The sequence below is a fragment of the Stenotrophomonas sp. GQ19 genome (assembly GCF_059758695.1).
The window spans coordinates 67,737-82,709 of record NZ_JCAXES010000012.1; the positions used below are offsets into that span (position 1 = coordinate 67,737).

General features: G+C 68.3%; 12 protein-coding genes. 7 read left to right on the top strand and 5 right to left on the bottom strand.

What is annotated here, in order from left to right; genetic code table 11:
* Positions 1-218: 218 nt before the first annotated feature.
* Together gpmA and AC6CHL_RS18930 are read right to left on the bottom strand one after the other, a co-directional pair.
* Entirely contained in the window at positions 219-968 is a 750-nt protein-coding gene (gpmA, locus tag AC6CHL_RS18925; RefSeq protein WP_038689579.1) for a 2,3-diphosphoglycerate-dependent phosphoglycerate mutase, read from the bottom strand.
* An 87-nt stretch (positions 969-1,055) separates the two neighbouring features.
* Positions 1,056-2,087: a cation diffusion facilitator family transporter gene (locus AC6CHL_RS18930; protein WP_498295780.1), complete on the bottom strand. Its 1,032-nt coding sequence runs from the start codon at positions 2,085-2,087 to the stop codon at positions 1,056-1,058.
* Positions 2,088-2,235: 148 nt separating this feature from the next.
* On the opposite strand from AC6CHL_RS18930, the gene AC6CHL_RS18935 reads away from it, so the two are divergent.
* Both AC6CHL_RS18935 and AC6CHL_RS18940 read left to right on the top strand, forming a co-directional pair.
* Entirely contained in the window at positions 2,236-3,660 is a 1,425-nt protein-coding gene (locus AC6CHL_RS18935; protein ID WP_498295782.1) for a GGDEF domain-containing protein, read from the top strand.
* A gap of 124 nt (positions 3,661-3,784) precedes the next feature.
* Entirely contained in the window at positions 3,785-4,915 is a 1,131-nt protein-coding gene (locus AC6CHL_RS18940) for a metallophosphoesterase (protein WP_463600625.1), read from the top strand.
* Positions 4,916-4,931: 16 nt separating this feature from the next.
* Here the strand turns inward: AC6CHL_RS18940 and AC6CHL_RS18945 are convergent, their stop codons facing one another.
* The gene (locus AC6CHL_RS18945) at positions 4,932-6,065 is read right to left on the bottom strand and encodes a fatty acid desaturase family protein (protein WP_038689586.1); all 1,134 of its coding nucleotides are present in this window, start codon (positions 6,063-6,065) and stop codon (positions 4,932-4,934) included.
* A 2-nt stretch (positions 6,066-6,067) separates the two neighbouring features.
* On the bottom strand, positions 6,068-7,144 hold the full coding sequence (locus AC6CHL_RS18950) for a ferredoxin reductase (protein ID WP_498295784.1): 1,077 nt from the start codon (positions 7,142-7,144) through the stop codon (positions 6,068-6,070).
* A gap of 92 nt (positions 7,145-7,236) precedes the next feature.
* Between AC6CHL_RS18950 and fabR the strand changes: the two genes are divergently transcribed.
* Entirely contained in the window at positions 7,237-7,902 is a 666-nt protein-coding gene (gene fabR, locus AC6CHL_RS18955) for an HTH-type transcriptional repressor FabR (RefSeq protein WP_038692404.1), read from the top strand.
* 95 nt (positions 7,903-7,997) lie between these two features.
* Here the strand turns inward: fabR and AC6CHL_RS18960 are convergent, their stop codons facing one another.
* A complete protein-coding gene (locus AC6CHL_RS18960; RefSeq protein WP_498295786.1) occupies positions 7,998-9,980 on the bottom strand; it encodes an oleate hydratase in 1,983 nt (660 codons plus the stop codon).
* Between the two features lie 364 nt (positions 9,981-10,344).
* On the opposite strand from AC6CHL_RS18960, the gene AC6CHL_RS18965 reads away from it, so the two are divergent.
* The 4 genes from AC6CHL_RS18965 to AC6CHL_RS18980 are packed head-to-tail and all read left to right on the top strand — an operon-like array spanning position 10,345 to position 14,972.
* A complete protein-coding gene (locus tag AC6CHL_RS18965; RefSeq protein WP_498295788.1) occupies positions 10,345-11,673 on the top strand; it encodes a TolC family protein in 1,329 nt (442 codons plus the stop codon).
* Positions 11,666-12,682: an HlyD family secretion protein gene (locus AC6CHL_RS18970; protein WP_498295790.1), complete on the top strand. Its 1,017-nt coding sequence runs from the start codon at positions 11,666-11,668 to the stop codon at positions 12,680-12,682. The genes AC6CHL_RS18965 and AC6CHL_RS18970 overlap by 8 nt, the downstream gene beginning before the upstream one ends.
* Positions 12,679-13,860, top strand: coding sequence for an ABC transporter permease (locus AC6CHL_RS18975; protein ID WP_463600622.1), 1,182 nt, complete (start codon positions 12,679-12,681; stop codon positions 13,858-13,860). Before AC6CHL_RS18970 ends, AC6CHL_RS18975 begins: the two co-directional genes overlap by 4 nt.
* Positions 13,857-14,972: an ABC transporter permease gene (locus AC6CHL_RS18980; protein ID WP_498295792.1), complete on the top strand. Its 1,116-nt coding sequence runs from the start codon at positions 13,857-13,859 to the stop codon at positions 14,970-14,972. Before AC6CHL_RS18975 ends, AC6CHL_RS18980 begins: the two co-directional genes overlap by 4 nt.
* The last annotated feature ends 1 nt before the right edge of the window (position 14,973 follow it).

The following is a 14,973-nucleotide window of genomic DNA, read 5'->3' on the forward strand; positions in this document are numbered from 1 at the left end:
TCTCTCCGGCTACAGATGGATGCATTACCCGGCGGGCGGGCAATCAGGCAGCGTAGCGCGGCAGCGGCGGCGGGGGACCGGCCAAAGGTCACACCATCACACGCCGGCAGAGCCACCCCATGGGTGGCTGCGTGAACCGTGCATCGCGTGCAGCCACCCATGGGGTGGCTCTACCCGCAGGGGTAAAGAAAAGGCCGGCTTGCGCCGGCCTTTCGTTGTTACTTCGCCTTGCCCTGGTTGGCCACCGCTTCGGCGGCCTTGCGGGCGGCCTCCGGGTCGCCCAGGTAGCGGAACGACTGCACCGTCAGGTCGTCGTTGAGTTCGAACAGCAACGGAATGCCGGTCGGGATGTTGAGCTCCAGGATGGCTTCCTGCGAGACGTTGTTGAGGTACTTGTACAGCGCGCGCAGCGAATTGCCGTGCGCGGTCACCAGCACCGTCTTGCCGTCCTTCAGTTGCGGGGCGATCGCATCGAACCAGTACGGCAGCACGCGGTCCAGGGTGGTGGCCAGCGATTCGGTGCCGGGCAGCGCGTTGCGGTCCAGGCCGGCGTAGCGGCGGTCGTGGATCGGGTGGCCCGGGTCCTCGATGTCCATGGCCGGCGGTGGGATGTCGTAGGAACGGCGCCAGATCTTGACCTGGTCCTCGCCGTGCTTGGCCGCGGTCTCGGCCTTGTCCAGGCCCTGCAGCCCGCCGTAATGGCGTTCGTTCAAGCGCCAGCTCTTGCTCACCGGCAGCCAGTCCTGGTCCAGTTCGGCCAGTGCACCCTGCAAGGTGTGGATGGCGCGCTTGAGCACCGAGGTATGCGCCACATCGAACTGCAGCCCTTCTTCGCGCATCAGGCGGCCGGCGGCGGCGGCCTCGCGGCGGCCCTGTTCGGTGAGTTCCACGTCCACCCAACCGGTGAAGCGGTTGTCCAGGTTCCACTGGCTCTGGCCGTGGCGCAACAGTACGAGTTTCCGGGTCACTGCAGTATCTCCGACAGATGGCAAGGCAGACCCGCATTGTAGCGGCAAGCCTGCCCTGCCCCGCACCCGGCAGCCGGGCGGGCCGGTTCAGGGATGTGGATGACCGTGGTGGCCCTGCGCGTCGGTGCCGGTGCGACCGCTGTCGGTGGCAGCATGCGTGTGATCGGCATGGGCATGGGCGTGGTCGCCGTGGTCATGGCCGGCGTGCGCATCGCCCGCCGTGGGGCTGCCCACGCTGCAACTGTCGCCGCAATGATCGGCTTCGATCTGCAGGGTGACATGCTCGATCTCGAACCGGTCATGCAGCGTGGTGGTCAGCGCGCGTCGCAGCGCATCGGCCTCCACGCCGTCGGCCATCACCACGTGCGCGGTCAATGCCGGTGTGCTGGATGCCAGCGCCCATACGTGCAGATCGTGCACATCGACCACGCCGTCCTGCGCGCACAACGCCGCGCGCACGGCCGCGATGTCGGTGCCCTTGGGCACGCCTTCAAGCAGCACGTTGATGGCCTCGCGCATCAGCACCCACGTCCGCGGAAGCACCCACAGACCGATCAGCACCGCCAGGATCGGATCGATCGGTTTCCAGCCGGTCCAGCGGATCAGCAGCGCGCCGATGATCACCGCAACCGACCCGAGCATGTCGGCCCAGACTTCCAGGTAGGCGCCCTTCACGTTGAGGCTTTCGCCGCTGCCCGCACGCAGCAGGCGCATCGAGATCAGGTTGATGACCAGACCAAACGCGGCGATCACCAGCATGCCGGTGGAGGCGATCTCCTGCGGCTGGCGGAACCGTTCGATGGCTTCCCAGAGGATGTAGCCGGCCACCACGAACAGCATGCCGCCGTTGAACATCGCGCCCAGCGCTTCCAGCCGCGCGTAGCCATAGGTGCGCTTGGCATCCGGCGGGCGGCGACTGAGCCGCACCGCCACCAGCGCGATCATCAACGCCAAGGTGTCGGTGGCCATGTGCGCCGCGTCGGACAGCAGCGCCAGGCTGTTGGTCCAGAACGCGCCCGCCACTTCCACCAGCAGGAAGGTGGTGGTCAGGCCCAGCGCCCACCACAAGGGTTTTTCGTGGCGGATTTCGCTGGGCAGGTGATCGTGGTCGTGACCCATGAAGGTGTCTCCGTTGCAATGCGCGCAGAGTAAGCAGGCAATGCGGCGGAGACTATTACACTTGGGCTCGCGTTCATTCTGTAACTTCATTACAGCCACGCGCGGCCGTTAACCTTCGACGGCCTGTGTGGCGGGAAGAGCAACCATCGTGGATATCGTTCCAAACCTGGATGAGGCCAGCCGGCCACTGGCCGATGCATGGCAGCAGACGCTGCAGGCCACCCGCCCCGAGGCGGCCGCACTGCTGGCCGATCTGGCAGCCCACTCGCCGCCTGACCTGGCCCATCACTTCTATGACGTACTGCTGGAGGACCCGCGCGCCAGCCGCTTCCTGTCCCACGACCAGGTGCGGCTGCGGCTGAAGCCGGCCATGCAGCGCTGGCTGACCCAGCTGCTGACGGCCACGCCCGCCAGCGTCGCCGCACTGGTGGTTGCGCAACGGGTGATCGGCGACGTGCATGCGCGCGTCGGCATTCCGGTAGACCTGGTCACGCGCGGCACGCGCGTGCTCAAGCAGCGCCTGTTCGAGCGGATCGTCGCCCAGGCACCGAACAGCCACGTGGCGTTCGACGCCATCAGTTGCCTGAGTGCCTCGGTGGACATCGCCCTGGAAGGCATGACCCTGGCTTACACGCACGCACGCGAGCGCTCCTCGCGCACCGATGCGGCGTACCGGCTGTTTTCGCTGGTGCAGAACGTCAGCACCGAACGCGAACGCCAACGGGCCCTGCTGCTGGATTGGGAAAACGCGCTGCTGTACGCCATCGCCAGCCAGGCCACCGACGCCGATACCGTCGATCTGGCGCACTCCGACTTCGGCCTGTGGTTCACCCACAAGGGCATTCCCAGTTTCGGCGAAAGCAGCGAGACCGCGCAGGTGGGCGCACTGGTGGCCCAGGTGGACGCGCAGCTGCACGCCGCACTGGCCCATGCCGATGTGGCCGCACGCTTCGGTGCGCTGCAGGGCATCCGCGAGCAGCTGGCGCGCATCCGCACCCTGATGGGCATGCTGTTCGAGCGGATCGGCGAACTGGACGCAGGCAGCGACGCCCTGACCAACCTGCTCAACCGGCGCTTCCTGCCCACCGTGCTGCGCCGTGAGATCGAGCTGGCCACCTCGGCCAGCACCCCGTTCTCGGTACTGCTGCTGGACCTGGACCACTTCAAGGCGATCAACGATGCGCACGGCCACGACGGCGGCGACCGCGCCCTGCAGCACGTGGCCGCGCTGCTCGGGCAGCTGACGCGTGGCAGCGACTACCTGTTCCGCTATGGCGGCGAGGAGTTCGTGGTGGTGCTGGTGGAGGCCACCGCGGCACAGGCCGAGGTGATCGCCGAGAACCTGCGCCGGCAGATTGCACAGACCCCGGCACAGCTGGCCGATGGCACCGCACTGGCATTGACCGCCAGCATCGGCGTGGCGGCGCACGATGGCCACCCGGACTATGAGCGCTTGATGGCGCGCGCCGATGCAGCGATGTACCAGGCCAAGAAGCGCGGCCGCAACCGCGTGGTGCTGGCCGACGATACGTTGCCGGAGGCGCCCGGCCGCCAGGCCCTGCAGCGCGGCTGAGTCACCCGCCAACCGCCTGTTCCTGCACATCCACCGGTACCAACGGCGCATGCCCAACGCATGCGCCGCCGAGTAGGATCATCCGGTGCGCCTGCGCACACCTTTTTCTGCCTGGACGTCGCCGATGCCTGCCTGCCGTTCCCTGCGCGCGATGCACGCGCTGCTTCCCTGCCTGCTGTTGCTGGCCACGTCCACAACCAGCGCGCGCGAGGTGGCCGCACCGGCCGAGCACGTCGATGCAGACGGCCCGTACGTGTTCGTTACCGCCAAGGGCCACGAAGCAGAGTGGATCTGCAACGACCACATCGTGCGCCGCACGCTGAACGCCCGCGGCGATACCACCCAGGTGCTGCCCGAGTGCGGCTACCCGCATCCGGTGACCGTGCTGCCGCCGCGCACCGCCGAGGTGGCGCAGTATCCGGCCACGCCCCGCATTGTCGCGGTGTCGGACATCCACGGCCAGTACGACCTGCTGGTCAGGCTGCTGCGCGCCCACCACGTGATCGACGCGCACGACCAGTGGTCGCTGGGCGGTGCCACCCTGGTGGTGGCCGGGGACGTGTTCGACCGCGGCCCACAGGTGACCGAGGCGTTCTGGCTGCTGTACAACCTGCAGCAGCAGGCGCGCGCGGCCGGCGGCGCGGTGCACTTCGTGCTGGGCAACCACGAAACGATGGTGCTTTACGACGACCTGCGCTACGTGAACCCGAAGTACCTCCGGAGCGCGCAGCTACTGGGCCGCAGCTACCCGGCGCTGTACGGGCCGGATTCGGTGATCGGGCAGTGGCTGCGCACCCGCCCGGTGCTGCTGAAGATCGGCGATACGTTGTTCCTGCATGGTGGCATCGCACCGGAGAACCTGGACCTGGTGCGCGGCATGGACGCCACCAACGCCACCTACCAGGCCGCCGTGGGGCTGCCGCGCGATCAGGTCAAGGCAGCGCCTGACACGGCGCGCCTGTTCGACGGCAAGACCAGCCCGATCTGGTACCGCGGCTACTTCGACGGGCAACTGGACACGGCCCAGGTCGATGCGCTGCTCACCCAGCTGGACCTCAAGCGCATCGTGGTCGGGCACACCTCGATGCCGCACGTGAGCAGTTTCCACGGCGACCGCATCATCGCCATCGACAGCAGCATCAAGAATGGCGAGAACGGCGAACTGCTGTTCATCGAGGACGGGGTGCTCAGCCGCGGCCTGCTCGACGGCAGCCGGGTGCCGCTGGCCGAGGGGACGATGGGGCTGGAGGACTGAGCCCCGGCGTTCCGGCTCAGCCCTGCTGCGGCAGTGGCTGAGCGTTGACGGCAGCGGCCTTGGCGCGCACCGGCCGGCTCGGGAAGGCATGCCGCACGATGCGCCACATCACCTGGCCGAACTGCTTCGGCAACGAGCCGGTGTTGTAGTGCTGGCCGTAGCGTGCGCAGATCGCCTTCACGTCCACCGCGATGGCTGCATAGCGGTTGGCCGGGATGTCCGGGAAGAAGTGGTGTTCGATCTGGTGGCTGAGGTTGCCCGACATGACATTCATCAGCTTGCCACCGGTCAGGTTGGACGAGCCGCGCAGCTGGCGCAGGTACCAGTGGCCACGGCTTTCGTCGCGCACGCATTCCTTGGGGAAGGTCTCGGCGTCGGCGGTGAAGTGGCCGCAGAAGATGATCACGTAGGTCCACACATTGCGGATCAGGTTGGCCACCACGTTGCCCAGCAGCACCGGCAGGAAGAACGGGCCGGCCAGCGCGGGGAACAGCAGGTAGTCCTTGAACATCTGCTTGCCCATCTTGCGGCCCACCGGGCGCGCCTGCGCCAGCAGCTGGCGGAAGGTGATCTTGCCGGCGAACCAGCGGCCCAGGCGCAGGTCCTGGATGGCGATGCCCCATTCGAACAGCAGTGCGAACACGACCGCCACCACCGGCTGGGTCAGGTAAAACGGGCGCCAGCGCTGTTCGGGGAAGATGCGCAGCAGGCCGTAGCCGATGTCATCGTCCAGCCCGCGCACGTTGGTGTAGGTGTGGTGGCGGAAGTTGTGGGTCTTGCGCCAGTTGTCGGCGGTGCCGACGATGTCCCATTCGTAGGTACTGCCCTGCAGCTGCGGGTCGCCCATCCAGTCGTACTGGCCGTGGATGACGTTGTGCGCCAGCTCCATGTTTTCCAGGATCTTGGACAGCGCCAGCAGCACCACGCCGGCGATCCACGCCGGGATCAGCACGCTGTGCACGAAGGCACCCAGGAACAGGAGCGCGCGGCCGGCCACGCCGGTCCAGCGCACGCCGGCCACCACGCGGCGGATGTAACGCGCGTCGGCGGCCCCCAGCGTGGCCAGCTGGCGCGCACGCAGCGCATCGAGTTCATTGCCGAACGCATCCAGTTCGGTAGGCGACAGCACGCGGTTGTGCACGGAAGACATGCTCAGAGCTCCAGGATCAGGTCGGTGCAGGCGCTGTTGACGCACAGCTTCACTTGCGTGGCCGGTTCATCGGCGTAGTCGCCGGTCAGGGTGTGCCGGGTGACGCCGGACGCCTTGCCGCACACGCAGGTATTGCAGATGCCCATGCGGCAGCCGCTGGCCGGGCGCAGGCCTTCGGCTTCCAGCGCCTGCAGCAGCGAGGTGCCGCGCGGCAGGGTCAGGGTGCGGCCACTGCGGCGCAGTTCGACCTGCACCGTGCCGGTTTCCGCGTCGGGCAGCAGCGGCGGGGTGAACGCTTCGAACTGCAGCGCGGCCACGCTGCCCTGCAGGCGTGCGCGGGCAGCATCAACGAAGCCACCCGGGCCGCACACCAGCACCTGGGCCGCACGGAGGTCGCCCAGTGCATCGAACGCGTAGGCATCCACGCGCGGCGACGCGGCGTGTGGGTCGCGGGTCAGTGCCAGGTGCACGCGCAGGTTCGGGTGGCGCGCGGCCAGTGCCGCCAGTTCGTCGGCAAAACACAGTTCCTCGCGGCGGCGGGCCCAGTACACCAGGTCCACCGTGCCGGGCATGCCGGCGGCATCCAGCTGGCGCAGCAGCGCGCGCATCGGGGTGATCCCGCTGCCGGCGGCCAACAGCAGCAGGCGCTGGGCCTGGGTGGGGTCCACGATCATCTCGCCGAAGGCCTGGCCCAGCTCGAACGCCTCGCCGATCACCGCGTGGTGGGCCAGGTGCTGGCTGACCTTGCCGCCCTCGATCACCTTGACGGTGATCGCCAGGGTGCCATCGGCCAGCCGCGTGGGGCTGTAGCTGCGCGACAGGCGACGGCCATCCACGTCCACCCCGAGGGTGACGTGCTGGCCCGGCTGCATCCCGCGGAAATGCCGGTTCGGGCGCAGCACCAGGGTGACCGCATCGGCACTGGCCTGCTCGCGCGCCACCAGCCGCGCCCGCGCCCGGCGCAGGGTCCACAGCGGGTGCAGACGCCCGGCCCAGAAGTCGAACAGCTCCTCGGACACCCAATGACGGGGCGAGATCGGGTTGCGGCGGCGGATCGGGGGGCGGGGTTGGGCGCTCATGGGGTCACTATACGCACGCACATACAGGCGTGTATACACTTGTATATTGACCGGACGGGCTATGATTCAGGGACTTGACCGCCCTGCCCCCGATGACCTCCCCAGACCTGCCCCTGTCCGCTGCCGACGATGCCCATCCGGCGCGCAAAGCCTCGATCTCGCGCGACGACCTGCTGGCCGCCGCGCTGGCCCTGATCGGCCCGCACCGCAGTGTCTCCACGCTGAGCCTGCGCGAAGTGGCCCGCGAGGCCGGCATCGCCCCGAATTCGTTCTACCGCCAGTTCCGCGACATGGACGAACTGACCGTGGCGCTGATCGATCTGTCCGGGCGTTCTCTCCGCACGATCATCGGCGAGGCGCGCCAGCGCGCGGCGTCGTCCGAGCGCAGCGTGATCCGGCTGTCGGTGGAGACCTTCTTCGAGCAGCTGCGCGCCGACCACAAGCTGCTGCACGTGCTGCTGCGCGAAGGCAGCGCCGGCTCGGACGCGTTCAAGCAGGCAGTGGATCGCGAACTGAACTACTTCGAAGACGAACTGCGGGTCGACCTGATCCGGCTGGCCGCCGCCGATGGCGGCGCGGTGCTGCACGAACCGGCGCTCGCGTCCAAGGCGATCACCCGGCTGGTGTTTGCCATGGGGGCCACCGCCGTGGACCAGCCGCAGGAAAAGGACGCCGAACTGATCGAGCAGCTGTCGCAGATGCTGCGCATGATCATCACCGGCGCGCGCACCATCGCCGGGAATCCGCCGACGCGTTGACCGGTGTCGGTCGACCCACGGCCAACCCCAACGTGAATGCCCCGGTAGGCGACCACCGTTGGTGGTCGCGCAACGTACCGACCAACGGTCGGTACCTACCGTTTGCCGAGTTTGTCGCCGAGGCGGTCCAGGCGGGCCGAGACCTCCTTCAATGCCAGGCTGCCCTTGCTGGACAGCCACGACAGTTCGTCCTCCATGAAACCGCGCTTGTCCTGCGCCTTCTCCGCGTCCGGCAGCGGCGGCAGGATGTGGGCGAAGTAGCTCTTGCCGAGCAACCGATGCAGCACCCGCTCGCCCGGGAACGGCTCGCCGTTGTTCAACGCCCGCGCCGCCTTGAGCAGGTTGCGCACGTCGTACTGCACCGGGCTGATGTCCGGCACCTGCTTGGCCAGCCCCAGCAGCGTGTACACCGCCACCCGCGCGGTACGCACCGAGCTTTCCATGGTGAAAATCACATCGTTGCGGGTTTCCACGAACTGGCCGAGCAGGCCCAGGTTGGTGCAGCCGGCCGGGACGACGTGCGGGCGATCGCCAGCGGCACGCGGCATGAACTGCGCGGTGATGTACGGCATCAGCGCCAGCCGGACCTTGGTGGCCTCGGCCACCACATCCAGCTGGTCGCCAATGCCCAGGTGGTGGCACAGCTCGGCCAGGATCTCGCGACCGGTACAGGCCGGCATCGGCTTCTTGATGTGGTTGCCGTCCTGGTCCATCAGCAGTGCGTACACCCAGACCACCAGCACGTCGCGTGGCTGGTCGACGAAATGCGGCTGGCGGTTCACGGTGAAGCTGAGCACCCAGTTGGAGTCGGTGATGGTGATGACCCCGCCGGTGACGGTACGGCCCGAATACGGGTCGTTGACCGACAGCGCGGCGATCTTGTCCACCAACGGTGACGGACGGCAGGTGAGCGTGGCCGACTCCCACATGGAGCGGTCCACATCGCCGTAGAACTTGTGCGGCTTGCCGAACACCGGCGACTGCCGCGCCAGGTTGCGCCACAACGACCAGTCGCTGTCTTCGCCCGGTTCGTGGCGATCACGCTGCAGCACCGGCGCGGTATCCATGTCGCCGTAGGCGGTGCCTTCGGTCATCGAGCCGGTCAGCGCGAACACCAGGTCGCCCTCGCCCACCGCGATGCGGTCCTCGCGCCCGCCCACCTTGCAGCGGATCGCAGTGACGGCGCGTGCATCGCCGTTCACGGCCATTTCCAGGTCATGCACGCGCGTATCGAACTGGATCTGCACGCCCTGCGCACGCAGCATGCGCGCCAGCGGCACCACGAAACTCTCGTACTGGTTGTACTTGGGAAACACCAGCGCCGACATATCGTTGAGGCCGTCGATCGCGTCCAGGAAACGGTGCATGTACAGCTTCATCTCCAGCAGGCTCTGCCAGTTCTCGAAGGCGAACATCGATCGCCAGAAGAACCAGAAATTGCTCTGCAGGAAGCCTTCGCTGAAGTAGTCCTCGATGGTCACATCGTCCAGCTCTTCCTTGCGCTTGAGCAGCAGTTTCACCAGTTCCCACTGCTGGCCACGGCTCAGGCCGAAGGTCGAGAAATCCTGGACCTTGCCCTGCTGGTGCAGCAGCCGCGCCTTGGACCAGTTCGGGTCGTGGTCGTTCACCGCGCGGTACTCGTCCAGCACGCTGAAGCCCTCGGGCAGTTCCAGCGCGGGCACATCCTGGAACAGGTCCCAGAAGTTGTCGTAGTTCCAGTTCATCTCGCGCCCGCCGCGCACCAGGTACCCCTGCTCGGGATTGCCGGCCCCATCGAGCGACCCACCTTCGATGTCCAGGCTGTCGATCAGGGTGATGTTGGCCGCCGGCATGCCGCCATCGCGGATCAGGTAGAACGCCGCGGCGAGCCCGGCAATGCCGGTGCCGATGATGTACGCATGGCGCTGCGCGATGCCTTCCGTCGGCAGCGGGCGATTGCGCATGTAGGCGCCCATCGTGTCCGGCGGCGGCAGGGTGTTGAGCGGCTGGTTGGACCAGTAGGTGCCACTGCCGTCGGGCTCATGGTCGAACGTGGGCGACGTGGCGGGCGTAGCGGACTGCGCGGGCTGCTGGGTCATTGCACCTATCCTTCTGGTCTGCAGGGGTATCGCATGGCCGCTCGCGGCCTTGCGCCGACGGTAGCACCGCCGTGCTTTCCGTCAGGTTACGCCGCCGATCCCGCCGCGCCTTGATCGACATCAATACGCACGGCATCGCCTGCGTGCGAGCGAACGATGATGCGAGGCACCGCATCTCAACGCGGTTCGCAGGCCACCGCCACTGCACGGGACCGGCGTGAAGACCCGGGCTTCACGCGGCGCGCACCATACTTTGCCGAATGCTTTACATACGGAACGCCCATTCGTGAGCCGGCACACGGCGCTTGCGCGCGCAAAGAAAGGACTTCACTGCACCGCCCTGCTCCTGTGCAGCGGCGCGGCCATGGCCCAGTCGTCCATCGGCGAGGCGGCCGTTCCGGCGCTGGACTGGCAGCAGTCGCAGCAGCGCCTGGAACAGGTGTCCGACGCACTGGCCGCCGCCGATGCCTCGGTGCGCAACAAGCAGGACCTGCAGGACGCCACCCGCCTGCTGCGCCTGCCGGAGATCACCGGTGAAGTGCGCCGCCTGCAGTTCCAGAAGACGCTGACCCTGCCCCTGGGCTCGCTGGCCCCGGTGGCCGAGGCGTTCGGCATCGAGTCGCCGTTGCAGTTCACCGAGCGCGACTGGCGCACCCGCCCGGTCGTCACCGCGGTGCTGCCGCTGTACACCGGCGGTTTGATCCCGGCCGCCCAACAGGCCGCCGCCGGCGCCACCGCGCAGGCCAGCGCCGAACGCGAATCGCAGCGCCAGTCGTTGAGCGTGCAGCTGGCCCAGGCCTACTTCGGGCAGCGCCTGGCCGAGCAGGCCGTGGACGTGCGCCGTGACGTGCGCGACGGGCTGCAGCGCCACCTCGACGATGCACTGAAGCTGGAACGCGAAGGCTTCGCCACCCGCGCCCAGCGCCTGCAGGCCAACGTGGCCCGCGACAAGGCCGAGCGCGACTACCAGAAGTCGCTCAACGACCTGCAGACCCTGAAGGCCGCGCTGGCCACCCTGCTGCGCAGCGGGGGCGAAGTGCGCCCGCTGTCGCCGTTGTTCGTACATCGCACGCCGATCGGCGCGCTTCCCAGCTTCGAACGCGATGCGCAGGCCCGGCAGCCGCAGATCGCGCGGCTGCGCGCACTGGTAGCTCAGGCCGAGCAAGGCGTACGCGTGCAGCAGGCCAAGCTCAAGCCCACCGTGTATCTGTTTGGCCAGTACGACTTCCTGCGCCGCGACGAAATGCTGACCGACCCGGACTGGGCGTTCGGCATCGGCCTGAAGTACACCTTCCTGTCCCCCAGTTCACGCCCGGCGCAGATCAGCGCCGCGCGCGCGCAGCAGGAGCAGGCCGAGGCCGGCCTGCGCGAAGCGGAAAACCAGGTCACCCTGGGCGTGCGCAAGGCCTGGTACGAACTGGATACCGCACGCCAGCAGTTCCTGCTGCTGGACAGCAGCATCGAACAGAACCGCGAGAACCTGCGCCTGCAGGAGTTGGCGTTCCGCGAAGGCCAGGCCACCTCGCTGGACGTGATCGATGCGCGGCTGGGGCTGGGCGGTGCACAGGTGGAACGCGCACAGGCGGCGTACCAGTACGACGTGGCGCTGGCACAACTGCTGGAGATCAGTGGACAGATGGACCGTTATGACGAATTCCGCCGCCAGGCCGACGAGGTGATCGCGCATGAATGACACACTGCAGGCGCCCGCCGATGCGCCGCCGCCGAACAAGCGCAAACTCGGTATTGCCCTCGCGCTGGTGCTGGCGATCGTGGTGGTGGTTGGCCTGTGGCTGGCCTGGCGCAGCCCGGCCGAACAGCTGCAGGGCATGGCCGACGCCGACACCGTCAACGTGGCCGCCAAGATCACCGCACGTCTGGCCGCACTGAAGGTGCGCGAAGGCGACCGGGTCCAGGCCGGCCAGGTGCTGTTCGTGCTGGACAGCCCGGAAGTGGCCGCCAAGGAAGAACAGGCGCAAGGCGCGCTGGAGGCTGCCAGCGCCGTGGCCGACAAGGCCGATGCCGGCGCGCGCAGCGAAGACATCCGCGCCGCGCAGGCCAACTGGAAACGCGCTGAAGCCGGTGCCACGCTGGCCGATGCCACCTACCAGCGCGTGCAGAACCTGTTCAACGAAGGCGTGATGACCCGGCAGAAGCGCGACGAAGCGCTGGCCCAGGCACGCAGTTCGCGCGAGCTGTCCAATGCCGCCCGTGCGCAGTACGACCAGGCGCTGGCCGGCGCGCGCGAGCAGGACAAGCGTGCCGCACAGGGCAAGGTCCGCCAGGCACGCGGCGCAGTGGCCGAAGTGGATGCCGCGCGCGAGGAGGTCAACGGCCGCGCGCCGCTGGCCGGCGAGATCAACAAGCGCATGGCCGATGTGGGCGAACTGGTGCCGGCAGGCTACCCGGTGTTCACCCTGGTCGACATCGACCGCATGTGGGTATCGGTCAACCTGCGCGAATCGCAGATGCGGGGCCTGAAGATCGGCAACCGACTGCGCGGTCAGGTCCCCGCGCTGGATCGCGATGTCGAGTTCGAGGTGTACTTCATCAACCCGGCCGGCGATTACGCCACCTGGCGCGCTACCCGGCAGTCGTCGGGCTACGACGTGCGCAGTTTCGAGATCCGGCTGCGCCCGGTGGCGCGCGTGGAGGGCTTCCGCCCCGGCATGAGCGTGCTGTTCGCGTGGCCGCAGGGATGAACCGGTCGCGGCGGGCGGGCTTCGGCGCCGCCTTCCAACGCGAGCTGCAGCACCTGCGTAGCGACCGCGCCGACCTGCTGCTGGTGACACTGTTGCCGCTGCTGATGCTGGCGGTGATGGCCTGGTTGTTTGCCGCGTCGGTGATGCGCGACATCCCCATTGCCCTTGTCGACCTCGACCACAGTGCCGAGAGCCGCCTGCTGGCCCGCATGCTGGATGCCAGCCCGGGCATCGCCGTGGCCAGCCAACCGGCCAGCCTGGCCGATGCACAGGCCGAGCTGCGGCGGCTGGAGGTCTTTGCCGTGGTGCTGGTCCCCCGCGACGCCACCCGCCAGGCGCTGCGTGGCAGCCAGGGCACCGTGTTCGCCTACTACAACGCGACCTACCTCACCACCGGGCAGTCGGCGGTGCGCGATATCGTGGAAGCGGTCGGTGCCTGGAACGCGCGCCTGCTGACCGGCGGCATCGGCAAACAGGTCGGCCCGGCCAAACTGCGCGCGCCGCCCATCGCGGTGCAGTCGGACATCCTGCACAACCCGGCGCGCAGCTACGAACTGTTCCTGCTGCCCCTGCTGTTTCCGGCAGTGTTGTCGCTGGGCCTGGCGCTGGCGGTGGCCGCCAGCCTGGGCCGCGAGGTGCGCGACGGCCAGCTGCGTGCGTGGCTGGGCAGCACGCCCTGGGCGGCCATCGCCGGCAAGATCTGCCCCTATGTCGCGCTGTTCTCGGTGTATGGCGCACTCGGCGTGCTGTACCTGGCGCTGCTGCGCGGCGACGGCATCGCCGGCAGCCTGCTGTTGCTGATGCTGGGCCAGCCGCTGTTCTACCTCGCGTGCGCGGCGGTGGCGCTGCTGTTTGTGGGGCTCACCCGTGACATGGGCACCGCGCTGTCGGCCATCGGCTTGAGCATCGGCACCGCGTTGGCATTCTCCGGGGCCACCTTCCCGGTGGTGGATGCGCCGCTGTTCACCCGCATCTGGAACCTGCTGCTGCCGCTCACCGCCTACGTCAAGCTGCAGACCCAGCAGCAGTTTGTGGGCGCACCGTGGACGGTATCGCTGTGGCCGTTGGCCACGCTGCTGCTGATGGTGCTGGTGGCCGGCGGCATCGGCGGCTGGCGCCTGATCGTCGCAGCGCGCGCCCTGCCCACGCCGGTGGCCTCCAACGGGGCGGCCGCATGAGCCGCTTCACCACCAGCCTGCGCCAGACCCTGCGTGCGGTGCTGACCGACCGCTATGCGGTGGTGCTGATGATTGGCGCGGTGGTGCTGTACTCGTTCTTCTACCCGGCCGCGTACCGCCACCAGGTGGCCAGCAACCTGCCCATCGTGGTGGTCGACCACGACCAGAGTGCCACCAGCCGCGAACTGCTGCGGCGCGTGGACGCGTTGCGCACCGTGCGCATCGTTGCCCAACCCCCCACCCTCAACCAGGCCCGCCACGCGCTCGAGCGTGGGGAGGCCGAAGGCATCCTGCTGATTCCCGCCCAACTGGAGCGCGACATCCTGCGCGGCGGTGCCGGTCACCTGGTGTTGATGGGTAACGGTGCCTACCTCGGCCGGGCCAGCTGGGTACTCGGTGGCGTGGCCGATGCACTGACCGCGTTCGCGCGCGAAACAGCGGTCTCGCAGGCCGCCTTCATGGGCGCCCCGCAGCCACCGCCGATCACCCTGGTGCAGCGGCCGCTGTTCAACACGCTGGAAGGCTACGGCAGCGCCATCGTGCCCGGTGTGGCCGAACTGATCGTGCACCAGACGCTGTTGATGGGCATTGGCGTGCTGCTGGGTACGCGGCGTCTGGCACTCGGCCGGCGCCTGCGCTTCGACCTGCCCACCCTGGCCGGCATGGCGCTTGGCTTCGGCATCATCGGGCTGCTGGGCCTGCTCTACTACGCTGGCTTCACCGCGTGGGTGCAGGACTATCCGCGCGGCGGAAATCCGCTCGGGCAAGTGCTCGGCGGTACGTTGTTCATTGCCGCTACGGTGGCGTTCGGCCTGTTCGTCGGGAGCTTCTTCGCCACCCGCGAACGCGCCTTCCAGGTGGTCATCGCCTGCTCGATCCCGCTGTTCTTCCTGGCCAACCTGTCCTGGCCGGCGGTTACCTCGCCGCCAGCGCTGGTCGCCCTGGCCCACCTGCTGCCCACCACCACCGGCATCAACCTGATGGTGCGCCTGAACCAGATGGATGCCCGCTTGGGCGAAGTCAGCCACGAGTTGTGGACGCTGGCCGCGTTGCTGGTGCTCTACGGTGCGCTTGCCGTGTGGCGGCTGGGCGCGCGCCGGCGCACGCCCTGAG

Bases quoted from the DNA above. Each gene is read 5' to 3' on its own strand.
- AC6CHL_RS18930 (WP_498295780.1), bottom strand. From the start codon at position 2,087: ATGGGTCACGACCACGATCACCTGCCCAGCGAAATCCGCCACGAAAAA.
- AC6CHL_RS18940 (WP_463600625.1), top strand. From the start codon at position 3,785: ATGCCTGCCTGCCGTTCCCTGCGCGCGATGCACGCGCTGCTTCCCTGC.
- AC6CHL_RS18945 (WP_038689586.1), bottom strand. From the start codon at position 6,065: ATGTCTTCCGTGCACAACCGCGTGCTGTCGCCTACCGAACTGGATGCG.
- AC6CHL_RS18950 (WP_498295784.1), bottom strand. From the start codon at position 7,144: ATGAGCGCCCAACCCCGCCCCCCGATCCGCCGCCGCAACCCGATCTCG.
- fabR (WP_038692404.1), top strand. From the start codon at position 7,237: ATGACCTCCCCAGACCTGCCCCTGTCCGCTGCCGACGATGCCCATCCG.
- AC6CHL_RS18960 (WP_498295786.1), bottom strand. From the start codon at position 9,980: ATGACCCAGCAGCCCGCGCAGTCCGCTACGCCCGCCACGTCGCCCACG.
- AC6CHL_RS18965 (WP_498295788.1), top strand. From the start codon at position 10,345: ATGGCCCAGTCGTCCATCGGCGAGGCGGCCGTTCCGGCGCTGGACTGG.
- AC6CHL_RS18970 (WP_498295790.1), top strand. From the start codon at position 11,666: ATGAATGACACACTGCAGGCGCCCGCCGATGCGCCGCCGCCGAACAAG.
- AC6CHL_RS18975 (WP_463600622.1), top strand. From the start codon at position 12,679: ATGAACCGGTCGCGGCGGGCGGGCTTCGGCGCCGCCTTCCAACGCGAG.
- AC6CHL_RS18980 (WP_498295792.1), top strand. From the start codon at position 13,857: ATGAGCCGCTTCACCACCAGCCTGCGCCAGACCCTGCGTGCGGTGCTG.